The organism is Ruegeria sp. YTSA219 (assembly GCF_059609985.1).
The window spans coordinates 24,871-48,368 of record NZ_JBXWMT010000019.1 but is presented as its reverse complement, the minus strand read 5'-3'; the positions used below and the strand labels follow the sequence as shown (position 1 = coordinate 48,368).

22 protein-coding genes are annotated in these 23,498 nt (G+C 59.1%); 6 read left to right on the top strand and 16 right to left on the bottom strand.

The annotated features are described in order from the left end of the window. Positions 1–24 precede the first annotated feature (24 nt). Positions 25–237 (top strand): DUF1127 domain-containing protein, encoded by a 213-nt coding sequence (locus AC2FFB_RS18750; RefSeq protein ID WP_142640173.1) that lies wholly within the window; start codon positions 25–27, stop codon positions 235–237. A gap of 102 nt (positions 238–339) precedes the next feature. Here the strand turns inward: AC2FFB_RS18750 and AC2FFB_RS18745 are convergent, their stop codons facing one another. The 4 genes from AC2FFB_RS18745 to AC2FFB_RS18730 all read right to left on the bottom strand — a co-directional run bounded on the left by AC2FFB_RS18745 (position 340) and on the right by AC2FFB_RS18730 (position 5,239). Further along, positions 340–684 carry a hypothetical protein gene (locus AC2FFB_RS18745; RefSeq protein ID WP_142640171.1) on the bottom strand — a complete coding sequence of 115 codons (345 nt, stop codon included), beginning with the start codon at positions 682–684 and terminating at the stop codon, positions 340–342. A gap of 107 nt (positions 685–791) precedes the next feature. Continuing rightward, complete coding sequence (locus tag AC2FFB_RS18740; protein WP_142640169.1) at positions 792–1,664, bottom strand: 50S ribosomal protein L11 methyltransferase; 873 nt, start codon at positions 1,662–1,664, stop codon at positions 792–794. 66 nt (positions 1,665–1,730) lie between these two features. Next, positions 1,731–2,963, bottom strand: a complete 1,233-nt coding sequence (locus tag AC2FFB_RS18735) for an MFS transporter (protein ID WP_271952281.1) — start codon at positions 2,961–2,963, stop codon at positions 1,731–1,733. A gap of 80 nt (positions 2,964–3,043) precedes the next feature. Next, a complete protein-coding gene (locus AC2FFB_RS18730) occupies positions 3,044–5,239 on the bottom strand; it encodes a primosomal protein N' (RefSeq protein ID WP_496694661.1) in 2,196 nt (731 codons plus the stop codon). A gap of 88 nt (positions 5,240–5,327) precedes the next feature. On the opposite strand from AC2FFB_RS18730, the gene fsa reads away from it, so the two are divergent. From fsa to AC2FFB_RS18710, 4 genes are all read left to right on the top strand, one after another. Then, positions 5,328–5,981 carry a fructose-6-phosphate aldolase gene (fsa, locus tag AC2FFB_RS18725; RefSeq protein ID WP_496875292.1) on the top strand — a complete coding sequence of 218 codons (654 nt, stop codon included), beginning with the start codon at positions 5,328–5,330 and terminating at the stop codon, positions 5,979–5,981. Between the two features lie 197 nt (positions 5,982–6,178). Beyond that, complete coding sequence (locus AC2FFB_RS18720) at positions 6,179–6,886, top strand: DUF484 family protein (RefSeq protein ID WP_142640161.1); 708 nt, start codon at positions 6,179–6,181, stop codon at positions 6,884–6,886. Further along, entirely contained in the window at positions 6,883–7,803 is a 921-nt protein-coding gene (locus AC2FFB_RS18715; RefSeq protein WP_496694660.1) for a tyrosine recombinase XerC, read from the top strand. The genes AC2FFB_RS18720 and AC2FFB_RS18715 overlap by 4 nt, the downstream gene beginning before the upstream one ends. Before the next feature lie 67 nt (positions 7,804–7,870). Beyond that, positions 7,871–8,566, top strand: coding sequence for a CDP-alcohol phosphatidyltransferase family protein (locus AC2FFB_RS18710; protein ID WP_496694659.1), 696 nt, complete (start codon positions 7,871–7,873; stop codon positions 8,564–8,566). Positions 8,567–8,568: 2 nt separating this feature from the next. Here AC2FFB_RS18710 and AC2FFB_RS18705 read toward each other — a convergent pair whose 3' ends face one another. The 10 genes from AC2FFB_RS18705 to AC2FFB_RS18660 all read right to left on the bottom strand — a co-directional run bounded on the left by AC2FFB_RS18705 (position 8,569) and on the right by AC2FFB_RS18660 (position 21,055). Beyond that, a complete protein-coding gene (locus tag AC2FFB_RS18705) occupies positions 8,569–9,036 on the bottom strand; it encodes a hypothetical protein (protein ID WP_496694658.1) in 468 nt (155 codons plus the stop codon). 76 nt (positions 9,037–9,112) lie between these two features. Next, positions 9,113–9,568, bottom strand: coding sequence for a methylated-DNA--[protein]-cysteine S-methyltransferase (locus tag AC2FFB_RS18700; protein ID WP_496690477.1), 456 nt, complete (start codon positions 9,566–9,568; stop codon positions 9,113–9,115). Between the two features lie 132 nt (positions 9,569–9,700). After that, a complete protein-coding gene (ileS, locus tag AC2FFB_RS18695; protein ID WP_496875291.1) occupies positions 9,701–12,613 on the bottom strand; it encodes an isoleucine--tRNA ligase in 2,913 nt (970 codons plus the stop codon). Between the two features lie 163 nt (positions 12,614–12,776). Continuing rightward, positions 12,777–15,470 carry a DUF2339 domain-containing protein gene (locus AC2FFB_RS18690; RefSeq protein WP_496875290.1) on the bottom strand — a complete coding sequence of 898 codons (2,694 nt, stop codon included), beginning with the start codon at positions 15,468–15,470 and terminating at the stop codon, positions 12,777–12,779. Between the two features lie 95 nt (positions 15,471–15,565). Further along, a complete protein-coding gene (locus AC2FFB_RS18685; protein WP_496690495.1) occupies positions 15,566–16,045 on the bottom strand; it encodes a DUF2269 family protein in 480 nt (159 codons plus the stop codon). After that, complete coding sequence (locus AC2FFB_RS18680; protein WP_496714309.1) at positions 16,045–17,352, bottom strand: SDR family oxidoreductase; 1,308 nt, start codon at positions 17,350–17,352, stop codon at positions 16,045–16,047. Before AC2FFB_RS18680 ends, AC2FFB_RS18685 begins: the two co-directional genes overlap by 1 nt. Positions 17,353–17,443: 91 nt before the next feature. After that, positions 17,444–18,154: a VIT1/CCC1 transporter family protein gene (locus AC2FFB_RS18675; RefSeq protein WP_281973820.1), complete on the bottom strand. Its 711-nt coding sequence runs from the start codon at positions 18,152–18,154 to the stop codon at positions 17,444–17,446. Positions 18,155–18,208: 54 nt separating this feature from the next. Then, positions 18,209–19,198 (bottom strand): YcjF family protein, encoded by a 990-nt coding sequence (locus AC2FFB_RS18670; RefSeq protein WP_142640202.1) that lies wholly within the window; start codon positions 19,196–19,198, stop codon positions 18,209–18,211. Next, complete coding sequence (locus tag AC2FFB_RS18665; protein ID WP_271952301.1) at positions 19,191–19,646, bottom strand: GNAT family N-acetyltransferase; 456 nt, start codon at positions 19,644–19,646, stop codon at positions 19,191–19,193. The genes AC2FFB_RS18670 and AC2FFB_RS18665 overlap by 8 nt, the downstream gene beginning before the upstream one ends. Then, positions 19,643–21,055, bottom strand: a complete 1,413-nt coding sequence (locus AC2FFB_RS18660) for a YcjX family GTP-binding protein (RefSeq protein ID WP_496875289.1) — start codon at positions 21,053–21,055, stop codon at positions 19,643–19,645. The genes AC2FFB_RS18665 and AC2FFB_RS18660 overlap by 4 nt, the downstream gene beginning before the upstream one ends. Before the next feature lie 108 nt (positions 21,056–21,163). Here AC2FFB_RS18660 and truA point away from each other — a divergent pair, with 108 nt between their 5' ends. Then, positions 21,164–21,931: a tRNA pseudouridine(38-40) synthase TruA gene (gene truA / locus AC2FFB_RS18655; protein WP_142640134.1), complete on the top strand. Its 768-nt coding sequence runs from the start codon at positions 21,164–21,166 to the stop codon at positions 21,929–21,931. Here truA and AC2FFB_RS18650 read toward each other — a convergent pair. Both AC2FFB_RS18650 and AC2FFB_RS18645 read right to left on the bottom strand, forming a co-directional pair. Continuing rightward, positions 21,928–22,830: a nickel/cobalt transporter gene (locus tag AC2FFB_RS18650; protein ID WP_142640132.1), complete on the bottom strand. Its 903-nt coding sequence runs from the start codon at positions 22,828–22,830 to the stop codon at positions 21,928–21,930. The genes truA and AC2FFB_RS18650 overlap by 4 nt on opposite strands. Further along, a complete protein-coding gene (locus AC2FFB_RS18645) occupies positions 22,815–23,462 on the bottom strand; it encodes a DUF1007 family protein (protein WP_142640130.1) in 648 nt (215 codons plus the stop codon). Before AC2FFB_RS18645 ends, AC2FFB_RS18650 begins: the two co-directional genes overlap by 16 nt. Between the last annotated feature and the right edge of the window lie 36 nt (positions 23,463–23,498).

The following is a 23,498-nucleotide window of genomic DNA, read 5'->3' as shown; positions in this document are numbered from 1 at the left end:
ACACAAACCGGAAGGAAACAGGATATGGCTGCACTGGACACAACCCGCACCACCACTGGCTCATTTGGCCTCGTCGGCCGTATCGGCGCGACTTTCGCAATGGTCGTAAACGCCGTTGTCGAATGGAATGATGCCCGCGTTACACGCAACGCGCTGAGCGGTCTGTCGGACCGCGAGCTGGAAGATATCGGCCTGTGCCGTGGCGACATTGAAATCGTCGTTGAAGGCCGCCGTTAAGGCAAAGCAAACCTACCGTTGATTTTCCCCCTCTCCCTCGGGGCAAAGAAGAACGCCGCGTATCCCCGGATACGCGGCGTTTCTATTCAAAACGGAAGAAACTTAGCGGAGAACTTTGCTGAGTTGAGACGAGAGGGCCTGTGATACCGGGTCGATCTGCATGATCCATGCCCCCGCCTTCTCCACTTCGGTCCCTTGCGCAAGGCTATCGACACGATACTGGTAGGCCGACGACCCCAAGCTGGTCAGCAAAAGCGTTTTGAAGGCGAACAGCCCAGCCAAGCAGATCAGCAGAGCCTTTGCAGGCACCGCGGACTGAACCCGCTGTGGTTTCATAACAACCAGGCCATCTTTGCGCATAGTCGCACGATAACCACGGGTCATCTTCGAATGTTTCTTGTTCAGCCGATGAACGCGCTGATCAAATTCAATTTGTTTTCCAGTCATGGCAGCCTCCAAATCAACCGCCCCCCAATTCCACGTCATTGACGGTAAAAACAGATTGCGACAAAAAAGAGGCGAAACCCCACAAAACTCCTGCAAATGGCCCGATTTTAGCCCTGTTTGGTTAAGACTAGCGACGTCCATTCACCAATTTGGTCATTTCTAGAGGCATTGAAGCCATTTTGGAGATAAACGGAAACAACGTCCTCGGCTTGCTCGTTAAGGATTCCCGATAGAATCGCCTTACCCCCAACCCGCAGATTCGCTGAAATTTCGGGCGCCAGGGCCACCAATGGGCCCTTGAGGATGTTGGCGAATATCAGGTCATAGGGCGCAAGAGATTTCAGCTCCGGATGATCAAACCCCGCAGCCTCGACACATTGAACCTTCCCTGACATGCCGTTTGCCTTCAGGTTGGCTTCGGCGACGTCGACGGCGACCTCATCAATGTCGCTGGCGATAATGTCGCCATCCCAAACGCGGGCTGCAGCCATCGCAAGAACGGCGGTGCCGCAGCCGATATCTGCAACTTTTGTCGCGGTAAAACCCTGATCGAGCAGAAAATCCAGAGCCTTGAGACACCCAAGGGTGGTGCCGTGATGCCCGGTACCGAAAGCCATTGCAGCCTCAATCAACAAAGGGATACGGCCTTCGGGCAGCTTGTCGGCATCGTGACAGCCATAGACGAAAAAGCGGCCAGCCTCGACAGGCGCCAATTCACGGCGGACATGGGCGACCCAGTCGGTTTCGGGCAGTTCCGAGATTACAAAGGGTTTGGATCCGAACGCAGCCGCCAGAACCGCCAGTGCCGTTTCATCCGGCGCTTCGGTGAAGTAACCGCCAATCTCCCACAGGCCCGAACCATCTTCGACTTCGAATACGCCCACGCCCGTGGGTTCGGGATCAAGACGCTCCATGGCTTCGCCCAGACCATCGGCTGATTTTTTGCCGGTCAGGGTGGTAAGCGCGGTGAATGTGGGCATGGGAGCCTCCTGTGTCAGCTGACACAGCGCCTAGGGTGCGGGCCCGCGAAGGTCAAGCATTGGCAGCTATTCCGCCGGAGCGGGCGCGTATTTCGACAGTATCGTCTCATTCCCAAGCTCTGGGTGGCGCGGGATCAGCAGCGACAGCGATAACGAAATCAACGCCATCGCTGCAGCCACCGCAAAGACCGCTCCGGGCGAGTACACCCAGAGCAGGCCCAGAAGCGCTGGTAGGAATACCGCGGCGATATGGTTGATCGTAAAGGCAACCGCTGCGGTTGGCGCAATATCTGCCGGATCGGCAATTTTCTGGAAATAGGTTTTAAGCGCCAGAGCCAGCGCGAAAAGCACATGGTCAATCACATAGAGAGTAGCCGCCAGAACAACGCCCCAACCGAACCAATAAATGCCGCCATAGGCTGCAAATACAACTGCCAGGCCTGCATATTCGAAAATCAAAGTGCGACGTTCACCGAATACGGACACAGCTTTGCCTAGCATCGGCGCAACCGAAATGTTGATAACCAGGTTGATCAAGAAAAGACCGGTGAGTTCGTGGACCTCAAACCCGAATTTCTCGACCATCATGAAACCGGCGAAAACGACAAAGATCTGACGACGCGCGCCCGCCATGAACTGAAGCGCATAGTACAGCCAGTATCGGCGGCGCAGCACAATTTTTTTGGTTTGCGGAGTCGGCGCGTCGAACTGCGGATAGGCGACCAGACAGAACAACGCCAGCAAAGCCGTCAGCCCACCCGCAGCCATGAATACAGTGTTATAGGACAGATCGAACCGATCCCACGTCAGGACAATCAGCCCATAGATAACCAATGTCGAAGCTGATCCCATGGCGACCATCCAGCCCAGAAATTGCGGCGCTCGGTCCTTGGGCAACCATTGCAGCTGAAGGGATTGGTTCACGGTTTCATAATAGTGGAACCCGATCGAGCTCAGCAGTGTGACGAACAACAAGCCACCAAGGCTTGGGAACCACGCTGTCACCGCAGTCGCAACACCCAGCATGATCAGCGAGATCATCGCCAGCACCTGCTCCCGAACAAACAAGATCACGGCAATTACGCCTACAGCCAGAAAGCCTGGGATCTCGCGCACGGTATGCAGCAGGCCGATGTCGGCACCGTCGAAATTCGCCACTTCAATAACGAAATTATTCAACAACGCGCTCCATGCGTTGAAAGCAATGGGCATGGTCAGTGCCATCACGAATAAAAGCGTGATGGGACGGCGCCAGAACGGAAGGCTTTGCGCCTCGGAAAGTGGCATGGGTTTCAGCATGAGAGTCCCTCTACGCCCATTTTCAGGTTTTGGCGAGTGGGAAGAAGGGCACGCACATTGGCTCTGCATGAATGCAGAGGTCAGTAGAAATTTTGCGGGTCAATATCAACGGTCAGCCTGATGTCGCCCTTCAGCCGCAGCGGTGCTATCCAACGGGCGATGGCATCCTGAATTGGCGCTCCTTTGGGGGCTTTGACCAGCAGCCGCACCCTGTGTCGCCCGCGGATACGCGCAATGGGCGCAGGCGCTGGACCAAAGACCAGCGCACCGATCTGCCGCAACGGGGCGTCGTTGCGGGCCATGGCGTTGCCGATGTCAAAAACGGGACCGACCTCGGGGCCAGACAGAACGATACCGGCCATGCGTCCATAGGGGGGAACTCCGGCTGCCAACCGCCCGGCCGCTTCGGCTTTCCAGAACCCCTCTTCATCGCCCGACAGGATGGCGCGAATGACGGGATGTTCCGGCTGGAACGTCTGCAACAGCGCCTGTCCGGGCTTATCCGCCCGCCCAGCGCGGCCAGCCACCTGCCGCATCAGCTGGAATGTGCGTTCGGCGGCGCGCAGGTCCGCCCCATGCAGGCTGAGATCGGCGTCAATGACACCCACCAATGTCAGTTTCGGAAAATTGTGCCCCTTGGCCACCAGCTGCGTACCAATGACGATATCGGCGTCACCGGCAGCAATCTCTTCGATCTTTGCTTTCAATGCGCGCGCCGATCCGAACAGATCGGATGACAGCATGGCAATATTCGCCTCGGGAAATGTTGCCTCAGCCTCTTCAGCCAGCCGTTCGATCCCCGGCCCGACCGGGGCCAGCTTGCCCTCGACCTGACAGGAGGGGCAGACCTCGGGCATGGGTTTGGTCTCACCGCATTGATGGCACATCAGACGCTTGAGAAACCGGTGTTCAACCATGCGTGCATCGCAGTGATCACAGGCAATCTGCTCGCCACAAGCCCGGCACAGGGTGACCGGCGCATATCCCCGGCGGTTAATAAACAGAAGGGATTGTTCACCCCGCTCGATCCGCTGATGGACGGCCTGCCGCAGCGATGGAGAAATCCACGTCCCCGGCTGCATCTTCTCGGCCCGCATGTCGATGGGCTTCATCTCGGGCAACACCGCATCGCCAAAGCGCGAAGTCAAATCGAGCCGTTCATACTTGCCCGCCTCGGCATTGGCCCAGCTTTCCAGCGAGGGCGTCGCGCTGGCCAGAATCACCCGCGCGCCACAAATGGCCGAACGCAGAACAGCCATGTCGCGGGCGCTGTAGTGCACCCCGTCTTCCTGCTTGTAGGACGTGTCGTGTTCTTCATCGACCACCACAAGCCCCAGATTGCGGAACGGCAGAAACAAAGCGGATCGCGCGCCGACAACCAGTTGTGCGTCCCCCTGCCCGACCATGCGCCAGACCCGGCGGCGTTCGGTCATGGTCGCGCCCGAATGCCATTCGGCCGGGCGCGCGCCAAACCGTGCCTCGACCCGCGTCAGAAATTCCGCAGTCAGCGCAATTTCGGGCAACAGGACCAAGGCCTGCCGCCCCATGCGCAGGGTTTCGGCGACGGCTTCCAGATAGACCTCGGTCTTGCCGGAACCTGTTACGCCCTTCAAAAGCGTCGTGCCGTAATCACCCGTCCGCTGCCCGGTTTGAAGCCGCAAAACCGCCGCTGCCTGATCTTCGGTCAGGTCCTTGCCCGGCAAATCCGGATCAAGATGCGGATAGGGCAGATCGCGCGGGCTGTTCTCTTCGCGCACGGCACCCTGTTTCACCAGCCCCTTGACAACCGAGGACGTCACCCCCGCCTGTTCGGCCAGTTCCTTCAGCGTAAAGGCCAACCCGCCGTAGTCGCGCAGCACCTCCAACACACGGGTCCGCGCGTCGGTCACCCTGTCAGGGTCCCTGTCGCCAAGCCGATAGACCTTGCGCATCGAAGGCGGATCGCCCAATCCGGGCGCGCGCGTGGCCAATCGCAACATCGCAGGCATCGGAGTCAGCGTGTAATCGGCGACGCGCCCCAGAAACAGGCGCATCTCTTCGCGCATCGGCGCGACCTCCAGAACCCGGATCACCGAGCGGGCCTTGGCAAGGTCAAAGCCACCCTGCCCCGGCCCCCAGACCACGCCCAAGACCTTGCGCGGGCCCAGCGGCACCTCGACAAAAGCGCCCAGAAAGCACCCGCCCTCGGGCGCCTTATAGTCGAGCGTCCGGTCCAGCGGTTGGGCGGTCAGCACCGCCACCAGCTCACCTTGATCGAAAAACTCCTGAGTGCTCAATGCATATCCTTGGCAAGGGGTTCCAGCATGGGTCTCTTTGAGGTAAAGCCATCCGCGACCAAGGCCAACCCATCAAAGGACTGCCCGCATGAAATTCTTCGTAGACACAGCCGAGATCGACGCAATCGCCGAACTGAACGATCTGGGCATGGTGGACGGTGTGACCACCAACCCTTCGCTGATCCTGAAATCGGGCCGCGATATTCTGGAAGTGACCAAGGAAATCTGCGATCTGGTCGACGGACCGGTCTCGGCCGAGGTCGTGGCAACCGAAGCCGACAATATGATCGCCGAAGGTCGCAAGCTGGCCAAGATCGCCCCGAATATCGCTGTCAAAGTGCCGCTGACATGGGCGGGCCTGAAAACCTGCAAAACGCTTAGTGACGAAGGCCAGATGGTCAATGTGACCCTCTGTTTCTCGACCAATCAGGCGATTCTGGCCGCCAAAGCCGGCGCAACTTTCATCTCGCCCTTCATCGGGCGTCTGGATGACATCAACCTAGATGGCATGGACCTGATCGCTGATATCCGTCAGGTCTATGACAATTACGGATATGAGACCGAAATCCTCGCCGCCTCGATCCGCACCGTGAACCACGTGACCGACAGCGCCCGCATCGGTGCCGACGTGATCACCGCACCACCCGCCGTGATCAAAAAGCTGGCCGATCATCCGCTGACCGACAAAGGCCTTGAAACCTTCCTGTCCGATTGGGCCAAAACGGGTCAGAAAATCCTCTGATTCTGCGCGAACCCGCGCGGCGCCAGGGGCGCCGCGCTCGGCCCAGCTGCTTTGAATCTGATCTCGGATCAGATCTCTGCAGACCGGAGTTTTCCCGACCACATTCCCCGCGAAATTCAAATTGACGCTCATTTTTCCCGAGGCAGATCCGGCAAGCCGTGCTATAACGCCGAAAAATAAAAAAGACCGGACAGGACATGAGCAGCAACACCATACTCAAGGACACCTTGCGCGAGGCGATTCTGGCCGAACCAGATGCCATTCTGGATGACAAGGACCTGATGCAGGCCCTCGTCACCGCAAATGAGCAGGCGCGTGGGAATAACGTCATCGACCTGCGCGGCATAGCCATGCAACGGCTCGAGGCCCGGCTGGACCGGCTGGAGGATACGCACCGCTCGGTCATTGCGGCAGCCTATGAAAATCTGGCAGGCACAAATCAGGTTCATCGGGCCATTCTTCGGCTACTTGAACCGGTCGGATTTGAGGAATTCCTGCAAATACTTGGTGCAGATGTGGCTGACATACTGCGTGTCGAACGCATTACGCTGGTTCTTGAAACGACGGCAGTCCAGAAAGACCCGGCTATCTCAAGACTGGCTGGCGTGCTGGCCATCGTCGAACCCGGTTTCGTCGACAACTATCTGACCTTTGACCACAGCGGCCCAGCACGCGAGGTCGTCTTGCGTGAAATCATCCACCCCGCGCACAGGATATTCGGCAGTGATGCGGATCACCTGCGCTCCGAAGCTTGTCTGAGGCTGGATTTGGGCGAAGGCCGCCTGCCTGGCATGATCATCATGAGCGCAAAAGACCCCAGGCACTTTACGCCAAAGCTGGGCACGGATCTTCTGACTTTCTTTGCTGGTGTCTTCGAACGGTCGATGCGCCATTGGCTGTCGTGAGCCTTATTTCTCCGGCTTGTCGTGACGCACTGCAAAACTGGCTTGATGGCCTGGGGGCCTTGTCAGGCCGGTCCGAAAACACGCTGACCGCCTATCGGGGGGATGTGTCCGAATTTCTGTCCTTCATGACACTGCACCATAGCGAAAGTCAGGGGATGGCGGCGATTGCACGGATTACGATCTCGGACATGCGGGCATGGATGGCCGATCAGCGCGCATCCGGCGTTGGCTCGCGCTCGCTTGCGCGCAAACTCTCCGCCGTAAAAACCTTCTACCGTTGGCTTTCGGAGCGTGAAGGGTTTGAGCCGACCGCAGTTCTGTCGACCCGCGCCCCCAAATTTACCCAAAAACTCCCTCGACCCATGGCCGAGGATGCCGCACGTGCGATGATTGAAACGGTCGAGATGCAATCAGCCAGCGACTGGGTTTCTGCCCGCGACGTTGCGGTCGTTACTCTTTTATATGGCTGCGGCTTGCGTATTTCCGAGGCTCTCTCACTGACCGGAGCGGATACCCCTTTGCCCAACTCGCTGCGGATCACCGGCAAGGGCAACAAAGAAAGGATCGTTCCGGTCCTGCCAGTCGCGCAAACAGCTGTAGATCAATATGTAAAGCTGTGCCCCCACCCCCAATCCAGGGAGAAGGCACTGTTTCGCGGGGTTCGCGGAGGCCCCCTGAACCCCCGAGCCATTCAGGGGGTGGTGGCCAAAGCGCGCCAGCAGCTTGGGCTGCCTTCCACTGTAACACCCCATGCCATGCGCCACAGTTTCGCGACCCACCTGCTGTCTGCGGGCGGTGATCTACGCACAATTCAAGAATTGCTGGGCCACGCATCGTTGTCCACCACCCAGGCATATACTGCGGTCGACACGGCGCGCCTGATGGAAGTTTACAACCGCACCCACCCAAAAGCCTGAGCAAACGCTATCCATATTGACCGGGCTTTTGGTTTGCATCTGGCCCGTGCATCATTCAAGAGACACCATGACACACAGATTCAAAGCTCTTTCCGTACATCTATTCACCGCGACCGGCGCCGTATTTGCAATGCTCGCCATGCTGGCCGCCGTCGAAGAGAAATGGAGCCTGATGTATCTGTGGCTGGTCGTCTCGTTTATTGTGGACGGTATCGACGGCCCCTTGGCGCGGCACTATCACGTCAAAAAGAACGCCCCGGAATTTGACGGGGTGCTTCTGGATCTGATCATTGATTACCTGACCTATGTGTTCATCCCGGCCTTTGCCCTGTTCAAATCGGGCTTGATGGACGGCTGGACCGGCTGGTTCGCCATCATCGTCATCACCTTTGCCAGCGCCATGTATTTCGCCGACACGCGGATGAAAACGAAGGACAATTCCTTTTCCGGCTTTCCGGGCTGCTGGAACATGTTCGTCATTGTGATCTTCGCGCTCGAGCCCAGTTTCTGGGTTATCCTGCTGCTGGTGACGCTGCTTTCGCTGGCAATGTTCCTGCCATTGAAGTTCATCCACCCGGTGCGCACTGAACGTTGGCGCAATGTGTCATTGCCGATGGCATTTGCCTGGACCTTCTTCGCCGGATGGGCTGCCTGGGTCGATTTCCACCCCGAAAGCTGGGCCCATTGGGGTCTGGTGATCACCAGCTTGTATCTGGTGTTCGCAGGAATTGCCCAGCAGGTGATCCCGCCACGCAAAGCATAAGGTCACAGGACCTCCTGCACCTCGAACTCGGTTCCGTTATGGGCGAACACATCACCCTGTTGCAGGCCAGCCATCGCCAGGTAAATCGGGCTTTGGGTTGAGATGCCCATATAGGTTTTGCCGTCCACTTCGAACCGCGTGGTCGAGACGCAGACCACAAAGCGCCGGTTGTTGAACTTGACCACCGCACCCGGTTGCACCCTGTCGGTCAGATCAAAATCCGTATTCTCGATTACATCGATCTTGGCATGATGCGCATGCACCGGCGCATCGAAGGCTGCTGCCAGATCGGCATTCTCGCGCGAGGCTGCGATGTCATCCTTGTCATGCCCTTCCCGGTCATCAAGCTGCGAATCTTTCAGGAAAGCGTCGTAATGCGCCAGTGCGGTCGCAAGCTCTTGCTCCTCAAGCGACATAAGGCGGTCGATGATGGCCTTTTTACGAACTGCCAAGTCTGGTTGATCGGTCATACCATGCGATCCTTTGAAATCTCTATTTGAAACAAATTGGGCATCAACCAGCGGGATTGCAACAGAATTCCGCTTGCTAGATCAGCAGACCGGCGGCGCGTTCATGGCGCAACAGCGCGACTTTGGTTTCAATCCCGCCATCACCTGAAAACCCGCCCAGCCCGTTTGCGGCCAGCACCCGGTGGCAGGGGATAATCACCGGAATGGGATTGGCGCCACAGGCCTGCCCCACAGGTTGCGGGGGCTGACCGAGTTCCTTCGCGAGATCACCATAAGTTCTGGTTTCGCCCAGCGGAATGGCAAACATCAGGTCGCAAACCTGACGCAGGAATTCCGACCCCTCGATACGGTAAGGCAGATCGAACCTGTCCAACCGCCCCTGATCATAGGCGTGCAGCTGCGCGGCGGCCTCCTGCAACAGGGGCGTGACTTCGCCCTGATTGCCGCCATTCCAGATCAGACGCGTCACCGCGCCATCTGTTTCTTCAACACCCAAAGTCCCGAAACGGGTCTCAACCGCAATCATTCCCATGCGAACAGGCTGACAGAAACCGCGCGCATCACAACCCGAATTCTGCGGATCCGGATCTTCATCTGGCCAAAAATACCTCGGAGCGCGAGGCAGAGCCTCGCAAAAGACTCCGCCTCTGCCGCAGAACGTCGACTAGTTCAGCGCGTCGTTACAGCGCCCGCACACGCCGTCATGTGCATGGCGCCCCACATCAGGCAGGATTTTCCAGCAGCGCTGACATTTCTCGCCCTCAGCCTTTTCGAACACCACGGCCACGCCCTCGATTTCCGGCACGCGGAACGCCTCGGCCGGGGCCGGATCTCCGGTGACGGTCAAACCGGACGTGATGCACATGTCATCGACGTCAAACGTTGCCAGAAGATCGCGGGTTTCACCATCTTCGACATGCACGATCGGTGCGGCCTCAAGGCTGGAACCGATGACCTTATCCTGTCTCTGAACTTCGAGCGCGGCAGTCACAGCGCGGCGGACCCGGCGGATCTTGGCCATGCCAGCCTCAAGCTCGGTATTGCGCCAGTCGGCAGGCGTCTCCGGGAAGTCCACCAGATGGACCGAGCTGTCATCACCCGGGAAACGCTCCAGCCAGACCTCTTCCATAGTGAAGACCAGAACTGGGGCCAGCCATGTGGTCAGACGGTGGAACAGTATATCCAGCACGGTGCGCGCGGCACGACGGCGCAGATTGTCGCCGTCGCAATACAGCGCATCCTTGCGGACGTCGAAATAGAAGGACGACAGATCAACGGTTGCAAAGGTGAACACCGCACTGAACACGCCCTGGAAGTCGAAAGACGCATATCCTTTTCGCACCTGTTCATCCAAATCGGCCAGACGGCTGAGCACCCAGCGTTCCAGGCGCGGCATATCCGCAGGGTCCACCCGGTCGGCCTCAGAAAAATCAGCCAGCGAGCCCAGCATGAACCGCATGGTGTTGCGCAACCGACGATAGCTGTCGGCGGTGCCCTTCAGGATTTCAGGTCCGATCCGCTGGTCAGCGGTGTAATCGGTCTGAGCCACCCACAGGCGCAGGATATCGGCACCGTATTGCTTGATGACCTCTTCGGGCACGATGGTGTTTCCCAGCGATTTGGACATCTTGTTGCCCTTAGCATCCAGCGTAAAGCCATGGGTCACCACGTTGCGATAGGGCGCGCGGCCCTTGGTGCCACAGGCCTGCAGCATGGACGAATGGAACCACCCACGATGCTGGTCGGTGCCTTCCATATATACATCGGCGATGCCGTCCTCGGTTCCGTCCTCACGGTCGCGCAGCACAAAGGCATGGGTCGAGCCCGAATCGAACCAAACATCCAGAACGTCGAACACCTGATCCCAGTCATCCGGGTTATAGTCATTGCCCAGGAAGTGCTCTTTCGCGCCGTCAAGATACCAGCAATCGGCCCCGTCCTGTTCAAACGCTTCTTTGACGCGCGCATTCACGCCAGGGTCGCGCAGAAGAAAATCGGGATCGGTCGGCAAAGCGCCCTTCTTGGTAAAGCAGGTCAACGGTACGCCCCAGGCGCGCTGGCGCGACAGAACCCAGTCTGGCCGGGCCTCGATCATGGAATACAGGCGGTTGCGGCCGGTCTGCGGGGTCCATTTCACCAACTCGTCGATCGAACGCAGGGCGCGTTCGCGGATGCTATCGCCCATTTCGCCCATGCCGTCGTCCAGTTTGCGGTCGACCGAGGCAAACCATTGCGGCGTGTTGCGATAGATGATCGGAGCCTTCGAGCGCCAGGAATGCGGATAGCTGTGCTTGATCTTTCCGCGCGCCAGCAACCCGCCAACCTCAACCAGCTTATCGATCACGGACTTGTTGGCATCACCCTCACCGCCCTTGCGGGACAGGATGTATTTGCCGCCAAAGAACGGCAGATCAGCGCGGAACGAACCATCGTCCATCACGTTATAGGTGATGACCTGCTCCAGCATGCCAAGATCACGGTAGAGCTCGAATTCCTCCATCCCGTGCGACGGCGCGCAGTGAACAAACCCCGTTCCTTCTGTGTCGGTCACGAACTCAGCCGCGCGGAAGTCGCGGATGTCATCCCATTCGCCATTACCGCCCTCGGCCCCGGCCAGCGGGTGGGCCAGTTGGACAGATGACAGCTCATCTGCAGTGACATCACGGACGCGGGTCCACTGGTCGTCATTCAGCCGGGCGCGGCCCAGCACGTCAGCGGCCAGATTGTCCGCCAGCAGGAGCTTGTCGCCAACAGCAGCCCAGCATTCCTCTGGCGCATCAGTGACTTCGTACAGCCCGTAGGAGATGTCCTTGCCATAGACCACAGCCTTGTTCGACGGCATGGTCCAAGGTGTCGTCGTCCAGATCACAACAAACGCGTCATCCAGATCGCCCGCATTCACAACCTTGAACTTCACCCAGATGGTGAAGCTTTCCTTGTCGTGATACTCGACCTCGGCTTCGGCCAGCGCGGTTTTTTCAACCGGCGACCACATGACTGGCTTGGACCCCTGATAGAGCGTTCCGTTCATCAGGAACTTCATGAACTCATCCGCGATCACAGCCTCGGCGTGATAGTCCATGGTGATGTAGGGATCGGCCCAGTTGCCGGTGATGCCCAGACGCTTGAACTCTTCACGCTGGATGTCGATCCAGCCCTCGGCGAACTTGCGGCATTCCTGACGGAAGTCGACAACGTTCACCTCGTCCTTGTTCTTGCCCTTCTTGCGATACTGTTCCTCGATCTTCCATTCGATCGGCAGACCGTGACAATCCCATCCTGGCACATAGCGCGCGTCGTGGCCCATCATCTGATGGCTGCGCACGATCATGTCTTTGATCGTCTTGTTCAGCGCGTGACCGATATGAAGGTGACCGTTCGCATACGGAGGGCCATCGTGCAGGGTAAAGGGCGTGCGGCCCTGTTTTTCACGCAGGCGGTCATAGACACCGATCTCTTCCCAGCGTTCCAGCCATGCGGGTTCGCGTTTGGGCAGGCCTGCGCGCATGGGGAAATCGGTTTTCGGCAGGTTCAGCGTGTCTTTGTAATCAGGTGTTTGGGTCGTGTCGGCGCACATTGGGGGCGTCCTTTGGATGTTCTGGTCGTATTGGGATCGAAGCGGTCGGTGCGAGTTCTCAAACACCTTTGCCCGGCGTCTCAGTGGTCAGAGCGCCGGGGAAATAATTCGAATAATGATGGCCAGACGGGCATACATGGCCGCGCTTATAGGACGCCGACAGCTAATGGTCCAGAGGTTCCGCCCCTTGTGGCGATTGGCGCAGCTTTGCCCAACGATTCAGCCACGCCAAACCGGCCAGTGCAAGCCCCAGCGCCAGCAGCGAAAAGACCCGGATCAGGCCGCCCAGCCCGGCGATGTCGATCAGAAATACCTTAGCCACGGCCAGTCCGATCACAGCCAGCCCCACTTTGCGCAACAGGTCGGACCGACGGGCCAAAGATTGATAAAACAGCGCCGCACCTGCAATCAAAAGGGCCAAGGTATAGGTGTAAAGCTCTGGTTGGCTGACCCCAGCCTCGGCATACATGCCATCGGGACCCTGCCAGAAATGACGAATAGAAGCACCCAACCAATATGCTGCAAGCGCACCCGCAAGACCGAAACAGCCCTGCCGCAACCAAACCGGCATCTGTTCAATGCGCCAGGCTGACATGGCAAGGACCCCGGCAGGAAGAAGGTAGGCTATGGCAAGCGTGTTCATCAGCGCAGGTCCCAACACGGGATCACTGTGCAGATAAAGAACAGGATTTGCCTCGGTCAGCGCTTGCGCAAGTCGGAACAGGGCATGGGCGGCAAAGAACGCCGCCAGCCCATAGCGGACATAGTTCAACGGCCCGCCCAAATCGAACCGCCGTATCTGTGCCGCCGCCAACAGCAGCCAGATCACTGCCATCAGGCCCAACCCCCAATGGCTATCCTCCATCCCGCCTTGACCGAACCCTTCCAGCCATCGCAGCAGCAGCAATGACAGCAATATCCCCGCGGTTGCCCAGGCTGCGCTTTCCAGTAGCAAGATTGCAACGGGGCGGTTCAATCCCCGGATCAGGCCCCAGGCGAGAACATATCCAAGGGTGGCGGCGCCATAGACCAACGTCATTTCACCGACCGGCACCGTATTGGCCCAGTACAGGCCCGGGTTCAGGATCAGCCGCACAGTCACCGTGAAGACCCCGGCCCAGATAAACCAACTGAGCTGAGGCAGGTTGAACCGACGATCCAGCGCGGCAGCGGCTACAACGGTCACAACCAGCGCAATCGTCAAGGCGCCAGAACTCAGCACGATGACACAGGCAAATGCAAGACAGGACAGCGCGGATAACGTGGCCAGCGCAGGACGTATACGTTGTTCACCATCCACGCGCGCATAGCGTTCGGCAAAGACCACCATCAAGGCACCCAGAGCCATTGCGTGCAGCCCCCAGAAATACGAGCCCAAAACCTCGGCCGGGCGCCAAGCGATTTCAAGCGCGATGGCAAGTATCGGTGCGGTTATAACCGCCCCAGCCGCCCAGACCACGCCATAGCGCCCCTGCTGCATCGACCGCCACGCCGCCGCAACCGACAGGGCTGCACCCAGTGCCACAAGCAATGTCACGACAAAGGGAAAATCCGCCTCGGGGGTTTCGGCATAGGTCTCAGCAAAACGCTGTGCGACTTTGCCCCGATCCCACCCCTGGAGAAATACGAGCCAGACAAGGCCAACAATCGAGAAAACACTGATGTCCTGAAGCGCCCTCGCCCCGCTTGTCCAAACGGTCATCGCAAAGGTCAGACCAGCCAAAAGCGTCAGGCTCAACCAGAACTCACCGGCAGAATCCGGCCAGTGCAGCGCCAGGATGGCCGAGGTGACCGCAACCGCACCAAATGCCAGACGCGTCGGAAACTCGGGCCATGCCTCGCCGCTTTGGCGTCGGATCATTTCGCTGACCATCGGGCCGGTGTGATCAGGCCAAATTCGCCGGACCGGAATCGCAATAGTGATGAGCGCAAAGGCGGTGATGCAGGTCAGATAGCCCGGCTCTGTCATCGGTTCCGACAGGACCAGCAGCAGACACGAAGAATAACCTCCGACCAGTGTCAGAACCGAAATCCACGCCCATCGGCGGACGGTGTCTATGCCCAGGCCCAGAACCGTTATGGTTAGGAAGTAGCCATATAACCAGGTCGGATCATCCGAAGAGCCACCGACCAAGAACGGGGAGGCAAAGGCACCTGTCAGTCCGACAGCTGCCAATAGCGGACCATGGAACCAACCCAAAACCAACCCGACAGATGCAACGCCAATCATGGCGACAAGCGCAAATTCAGGGCCGATCAAGCCATATAGTTGCCGCGCCGCCAGAACACCGCCAAACAGTGTGACCAGCCCCGCGCCTGAGAACACCGAAGGCAAATAGGCGCTCGCGGAGTCCACGCCATCGCCATAGCGCCTGCGAATGACCTCTCCGCTGACAATCAGCGCCGCGCCAAACAGCAATGCGGCAACGACACGTGCCGACGGCGGCAGTAACCCGTTCTCGACGCCGTATTGCACCAAAAAAATTCCCGCCAGTGCCAGCGACAGTGCCGAAACGACATAGAACCAGTTTTCCTGCAGCCATTCCTGCAGCAACGCGAAACGGTCAGAGCTGAAAACCAGTGCTTCTTGAGGAGATTGCGGGGGGATTGGCTGTTCGGTCTCAGGTTGGTCGGCTATCGGCCACACTGGAGGCGCTTTGGCCGGAATTGTCTGCGCCTTGGACTCGGGCTCTGTCGCGAGTTCTGGTTCAGTATTGGTGCCATGTTTCAGTGACAGGATGTCCGCCTCTAACTGGACGACCCGCCGCCGCAACCGAACCTGACTGACAAGCAGCAGCACAATGGTCAAAGGAATAGCCAGCGCAACCAACGCAAGAAGGACCAGAAGGGATTCCAACCTGTTTCTCCTATCAAGTTCTCTGCAGGCTAACCTGATGCATCAGGTAGAAACAGTCCGGAATACCGTCCTGCATACCGCGACACGGCCTGAAATCAAAACAGGTCTATTGAAGGGCGGGAAACCATCAGCCAGACTATGGCCAAAACGGCCAGAAATGCGGGGATCCCACATGCAAACCAAAGCCGGAACAATATGAAATACGAACGCGGCAAAGCAGCATCGCGATCTGCCGCCTCTTGCGCGAAGTTCCGCATCTTTATCTGCATCCAGACGACCGGCAGCCAGAAGACCCCGGTCAGGACATACAGCAATAGTGACAGCAGCACCCACCCTTCGACCAGTGACCAGCCCAATCTGAAGGCCAGCAAGCCACCTGAAATTGGCTGCAAAACAACGGCGGTTGTGGTGAACAGCATATCGGCCAGCACCACGATTGCCGCCGTCTGGGCGATGAAACGCGGGTCGCGTGACCGATGGGCCATCAGCATGAAGAATGCGATTCCGGCCCCGGTTCCCAACAAGACGCAGGCCCCGATCACATGAAACCAGCGCAAGATCAGATCCGGGTCCATCATCGGCTTTTCACCATTGGCAGTGCGACCAGAGACAACATGATCGCGGGCATGACCTTAACAAGCGGTCCAAGCGGGTCGAGCCACAAGACAGGAGCCGTAATTGAGGCCGCCAATAGGTAGAAAACCGCCACACAAAGTTGAGCGATGCAGGCGCGTTCTGCCCATGGTCGCCAAAGGATCGCAAGCCCCAGAAAGATATCGACACATGACCAGAACAGCACGCTGGCCACAGCGGCACCACTGGTCCAGCCTGCGACGGTTAGGACTTGTGTGGCTTGCGGCAGGCTCAGCAATCCGAAAACACCTGAGAGAACCCAGAAAAGGCTGAGCACCGCAACCGTCAACGGCATCAGCAACGACATCCGTGCAGCCAACCTGTGTTCGCGGGAACAGGCCATGCTGCGATAAATCTCGGGCATCGAACCCATGGATTCGCCTGTCACCCTGCGAAAAGGGGCCGGGTCGCCAAGAACTCCGGTAGCCATGACCGTCATTGCGTTGCTGCGAAGGGGCGAACGCCACCCCAAGCGCCCAAGTTGATCGGCGCAACCGGCGGCGAACTTAGCAACCACAGCCGGTGCCGTTATCCGAACACGTGCCTTCGGGAACCCCATCCAATGGCGGGTTTCGTCCAGAACCTCGGACAGCGAATGAGCCTGATCCTCGACCAGATCATAGGTACCCTGTGGCAACGTCTCATCAACGGCCGCCGCCACGGCGCTGCACAAATCGGCCATTCCAACACATTGAACCAGCGTCTGCGGATAGGCGATCGGTTGCACAAGCGGAATTGCGGCCAGCATGCGCAACAAGGTCGTTCCACCATAGTCAGTCTGTCCGATCACAAGGCCCGGCCTTAGAATCCACAGCGGCACACCACTGGCCTGCAAGGCGGCATCCCCGGAGGCTTTGGTGCGCATGAATTCCGTGTCTGCCTCTGGGCTGCTTCCGGTTGCAGAAATCTGAACCAAAGCAATCTCGCGCGCGGCGCAGGCCTGCCCGAGGGCGGCAATCGCAGTGTGATGCACCGCCTCAAGATCGTCCTTTGGTCCGTCCTGCAACGCCCCGGCGCAGTTCACGATACAATCAAAACCTGACAGAATTTCCCGCCAATCGTGTGGGTTCGTGAGCTGGCGCAAATCTCCCTGAGCCAAAGACATCCCAGGCAGGATTTTCTCACCCAGGTTTGTATCGCGCACAAGGCCGCATACATTGGCACCTCGATCCGAAAGAGACCGCATCATCGCCGCGCCGATAAACCCATAAGCGCCTAGAACAAGTATATTTTTCCCAGAACCTTGCATCGGGCACCTAACCTGCTGAAGTTGCGCCCCAACCTAGCGGGTCGAGCGGCAGCCGTCTGCGGCACCGGGCAAACTGCGACAATTCCGACCGCTAGGGGTGAAACAGTGAACCGACGAAATAGGCGATTGCGGCAGCGGCCCCACCAATCAGCAGCGTTTCGATCCCTGACCGCCACCACGGAGCCAGCGACCAGCGGCTTTTGAGGGCACCAATGGCAAAGAAAACACCCATCGTCATCCAGGCCGAAGCAGCAAATGCCCGGTCCACCGAAAACAGAAACGGCAAAAGCGGAACCATGCCGGCCACAAGAAAGGCAAAAAACGTCGCCACCGCAGCTTTGCGCGGATGCGGATCGACGCTGCCCAGGCCATATTCTCCCTCGATCATCAGGTCGATCCAGTTGTCATGGTTTTCCGTGATCGCATCGGTGGCTTCGTCCAGCACACGGCCCGACAGTCCTTTCTGGGCTAAAATCTCGCGCACCTCGTTCCGTTCACCATCGGGGTAAAGATGTATATGACGCTCCTCGATCGCGCGAATGCGCCGGATGTTATCCAGTTCAGCCTTGGTGCCCGAGTAATTTCCCGCCGCCATCGAAAACCCGTCAGCCAGCACATTGGCCAGCCCCAACGCTATGATGATGAACGGTGACAGCCCCGCCCCGGCAACGCCCGCAACGATGGCAAAAGTGGTGACTGATCCATCGATCCCGCCGTAAACCACATCACGCAAAACGCCACGCCCCGGCGGCGCGTTGATACGTGCCGCGATTTCTTGCTGGCTGTGTCCATGGTCTGTCATGGGTGCCTCCTGCTTTGTTATGATGCGCGGCTGGCAGGAACGCTTTGTCTCAGGTCAAGTTTTCGAAAACAGCCCCGCCAGCGCACGCTTGATCATCGACCGGGTCGAGGGCTTGTGACGGTCCGAGAACGGTAAAGGACGGCAGACCTCCATCGCGGCCACGCCGACGCGCGCGCTAAGCGCCCCGTTAACCAGGCCTTCGCCAAACCGCCGCGACAGTTTGCTCAGGACAGACCCACCCAGCACCGGTTCAAGCAAGTCGTCGCCCATTGCCACCGCGCCGGTTGCGACCAGATGCACAAAGACCGCCCGGGTCAGGCGCCAGCTGCCCAGAAAACCGGCCCTTCCACCATAGATCTCAGCTATGCGCCGGATCATTCGCAACGAGGCTGCCAAAGCCGTCGCCACATCCGCAAGAGCCAAAGGAACCAGAGCGGTCACCGTCGCGACCTGACGCGCTGCGGCCTCGACTTCTCGACTGGCAGCGGCATCCAGAGGGGCCAGCAGCTCGTCCTCGGCCAGAGCCATCAGATCCGAGGCATCGAAAGGCTCGGCGATACGTTCGGCCAGCCTATCGCGGCCCCATCGAACGTCCTCGCGCCCGTTGTAAAATGCCAACAACCGGTTGGTTACGGCGCGGGCTTGCGTCAGATCCGCCTCTGCCAACGCGGTGTCTGCGGCGCGACGGATTCCATCAACACGCGAAAGCCGCCCGATCGCGGCAAGTTCTCGCAAAGCGATGATCAGGGCAACCAGCAGCAACGCGCCAATCAGGCCAGTTACGACCCATCCCAAAACCGGCGCGCGCAACAGCAAAGCGGTCACAAAATCCCATGCCGCCACCGAGACAACCGCGCCGATGACCGCCGCCGCCAGTCCCCAGAACCAGCGTGACAGGGCCGACGGTTTCCGTGCAGCCAGACGCGCGGCGGCCTGCATCGCCTTCCCCTGTGGTTCGCCCGCATCCGGAACGGGCGGTGCCAAAGCGACATCCGCAACAGGTTCCTCGGGATCAAGATCGATCAGAACTGGACCCTTAGCCATCAGAAGCCCTTTCTCTGTTCCAGACAAATTTGATGTCCGGCAGGTTTTCGTCATTATCGGCCCCGTCACCGCGGGCAATCTCTGCAAATCCGTTGCGCTCGTAGAATCTTCGCGCGCCATGGTTGGCCTGAAAGGCGAACAGGGACAGCTTTTGTCGGCCAGATTTCGCCTGATCCAACAGGCGCTGCCCGATGCCCTGATTGCGCGCTGACGCACGCAGGTAAAGCGAATGGACCTCTGAACCATTCAATGCCAGAAAACCAACTACACCATCCTCGTTTTCAGCAACGGTGATCCAGTCGCGATCAATCATCACGCCGCAAAAGGCGATGGTTTCGGCACAGGAATGCAGCTCTGGCATCCACTCATTTTCACAAGCAAAACCATGCAGGATTTTCCCCGTCGCGCCAGCATCCGTGCTGCGCGCAGGGCGGAGCGTTACGGTCATAGCCGGTCTCCGATCAGGAACTGGGCCGCGCGATCAAGCCGGATATGGGGCGGGCCGTCACCCGATCGCAGGGTCAGGTTCGCAGGCGCAAAACTCATGAACCCATAGTCTTCGCCTAGCCAGCTTACTGCTCCGCTGCGGGCTGCCCCCAACAAATGAGCCGGGTCTTCGGGCAACTCACCGGGGTAGAAGGCCGCCTGCTTGCCATCAAGCAAAGTGCCCCGCACGCAGGCAAGCGGCACTCCTTCATGGGTTCGCATCTCTTCGGTTGTTGCCCGCAAAGCCGCCAGTGACACAGCCGAGGTCTCGGCCCCGGCAAAACTGGCGCGGTCACGGGCGTCGCGTGTCAACGCCTCCATGATGCTGGTCAGACGTGGATGCTGCAGGTGGTGCAAATGATCGGCCTTGGTGGCGGCAAACAAAATGCGCTCGACCCGTTTGCCCAGAAGATACTGGCTGAGCCACGCGTTGCGCCCCGGACGGAAGGCCGACAGGATATCTCCCATCGCCCGGCGCATATCCTCAACCGCTTTCGGCCCTTTGTGAATCGCACCCAGCGCGTCGACCAGAACAACCTGTCGATCGATCCGGGCAAAATGTTCGCGAAAGAACGGTTTGACCACGCGCAATTTATAGGCTTCGTAGCGCCGCGCCATTTCGCGGTGCAGGCTGTTACGGGTGGCGACCCCTTCGACTGGCAGCGGCGCGAAGGTCAGAACCGGTGATCCCGCCAGATCACCCGGCAACAGGAACCGTCCCGGGGTACAATCGTAAAACCCGGCATCGCGCGCCGTGTTCAGATAGCCCGAGAACGCCTGCGCCAAAGATTGCGCCACCGGCTCATCATGTTTTGCCTCTGGCGCGACCGCTTTGGCCTGCGCCAGAAACTCTTGTACTTCGGCCCGCTCTGTGATGCGGTTCAGCGTTTCGGTTGACCAGTCGTCATATGATTTGTCCAGCAGGGCCAAGTCCAGCAACCATTCGCCCGGATAATCTACAATATCCAGATGCACGGTTCGCGGCCCCTTCAGGCCAGACAGCAGACCGGCAGGGCGAACCTTGAACGACAGGCGCAACTCGGACACGGCGCGGGTGCTTTCGGGCCAATGCGGGTTTGGCCCGGTCAGCGCAGCAAGGTGGTTTTCATAGTCGAACCGGGGCACGGTATCATCCGGCTGCGGCTGAAGGTAAGCAGCGTTGATCCGTCCCTCATGCTGCGCAACAAGGCCCGGCATTCGCCCACGGTCCAGCAGATTTGCAACAAGCGAGGTGATGAACACCGTTTTGCCCGAACGCGCCAACCCGGTGACACCAAGGCGGATGACCGGCTCGAACAGAGCTTCGGAAACGCTGTCGCCCACGGATTCCATGCCGCGCACAAGACTGTCTGCCATAGATGAGATGACCAAGCCGTCGCCCCGCTTTTATCGTTTCGCTCAAGATAGGTAGCCACCGTCCGACATGCCAGCGCTTTCCGGCCCCTTGCCCGCCGCCGCGCAGCACGGTACCAGCAGCCCATGCCCAGATACGCGTTGAAAGTCGAATATCACGGAAAGCCGTTTGCCGGGTGGCAGAGGCAGAAAGATCAGCCCTCGGTTCAGGGGGCGATCGAAGAGGCATTGTCGCGGATACAACCCGGGGACCACACGATCGCTGCGGCAGGTCGCACCGATGCCGGTGTCCACGCGCTAGGACAGGTCGCCCATTGCGACCTGATCAAGGAATGGGACCCTTTCCGACTGTCCGAAGCGTTGAACTATCACCTCAAGCCGCAACCAGTGGCCATCGTGAAAGCCGCACGGGTGGACGATGGCTGGCATGCACGGTTCTCGGCGCTTGAACGGCAATATCTGTTTCGCATCCTGATGCGCCGCGCGCCTGCAACCCATGACGCGGGGCAGGTTTGGCAAGTCAGTCACCCGTTGGATATTGATGCGATGCAGGCCGCGGCGGACATGCTGATCGGACGGCATGATTTCACCACGTTCCGGTCCACGATCTGTCAGGCGGCCAGCCCGGTCAAAACGCTGGATGAGTTGCGGGTGGAACAGGTGCAGGGCTTTTCAGGCCCCGAGGTTCATTTCCACGTCCGGGCACGGTCGTTCCTGCACAATCAGGTGCGCAGCTTTGTCGGCACTCTGGAACGTGTCGGCGCCGGGCCCTGGACGCCTGAAGATGTGCGAGAGGCACTGCAAGCTGAGAATCGCGCCGCCTGCGGGCCGGTTTGTCCGCCGCAGGGGTTGTATCTTGCGCGGGTCGGCTACCCGAACCCGGTGTTCGACTAAAGCGCGCGCAGCAACAACCCGCCAGCTATCACCGCTATCAGCAACCCGGCGACCAGCTCGATGGTTGGGGCCAGCACCTGTGCAAACCGCGTCGCTGAGGCCGAGGCCAGCATCCCGCCGCGCAGACCGAATGAGGTCCACCCGACCAGAGTGGTCACTGTCGCAGTGCCCAGCGCCATGCAGAACGCCCCGGCGATGCCAACGATGGCGATGCCCATCTGCCAGGTCAGGATCAACACAAACAGCGCCCCGGTACAGGGGCGTGCGGCGATTCCAGCGATCAGCAACGCCGCCTCGCGCAGGCTACCGACCTGCGCCACCTCATCCGCAGACGGACCATGCCGGTGGCCGCAATCCGAACAGGTTTCGTGATCGTGGTGATGATGATCTGCGCCGTGATCCCGGCTACGTTTGGCAAAGCTCCGCAAGGCGCGAAACACTAGCCAAAGCCCGATCGCAGTGATCGCCCCATAGCTGACTGGGGCCATGATTTGCTCCGTTGTGTCAACCAGTCTTTCCCGAGACATCTGGAACACCAGCACACCGGCATAGACTAGAACAATCGCGGTTACGGCCTGTCCAAGGCTGGACAACACACTGATCGCTGAAAGCCGCCAGAACGCCACACGCCGACCAAGCCCATAGCCACCGATCAGGACCTTGCCATGCCCAGGACCGATGGCGTGGAAGAACCCGTAAGCGAAGCACACCGTCAACAAAGTCATGACCGCCTGAGGTTGTTCGGCGCGGGCAGCGCGCAGCGACCGCGCAATCTGGTTCTGAAACGCACGCTGTTCACCGGCAGCCCATGCCGCAAGTTGGTCAAACCCGCCGCTGAACCAGAACCAGAGCAGAACACCGACCGCCAGAACAAACGGGACAATCAGGTATTTGGACATGAAATACGGATCTCAGTTGCAAAGTTTTCGCCCACCATCGGGATGTCATTTTCCTCAAGGTCGTAATTGGCATCCAGCGTCAGCAGAAACGCCTGCATTTGGGCAAGCTGTCCGTCGACATCTGGCTCGACGCGGTCAATCTGGCAGGTCTTACTCCCCGAAACCGTCACCGGGCGCGTCAGGTCATATGCGGTATAATATGTCTCATCAAACGCCTTCGCCGATAAGGCGGTGGCCGGTACAGGCCCACCTTCGACACTGCGCAGATGCGAGGTCACGATGCGCCCGTCCTCCATCAATGCTTTCGGCTCCAGTGGGCCAGAAAGCGGCAATACCTCAGACTCGGACCAGACGACCAGATCACCGTTATAGCCTTGATCCCACTGTGCATCGAACCCGGACAGATGATCCTGTTCACTTTTGCTGAGGATACCGTCGCCATCCTGATCCAGCTTCATGTCCTCGAGGACAAGCAAAGAGTAAAACTCGTCATAGGCCCAGGTCACACGGACATGGGTCAGCTGCCCCGAAGCGTCCACGACGAATTCCAGCCCCGTGTCGATAAAGACATGCGGGTGCGTCATCGCCGGGATCGGCAAACAGCAGGTCACTAGGGTCACAAGCCAGCGCATGGACGAAAGATAGGGTGTCGGACTGCGCCCGGCAAT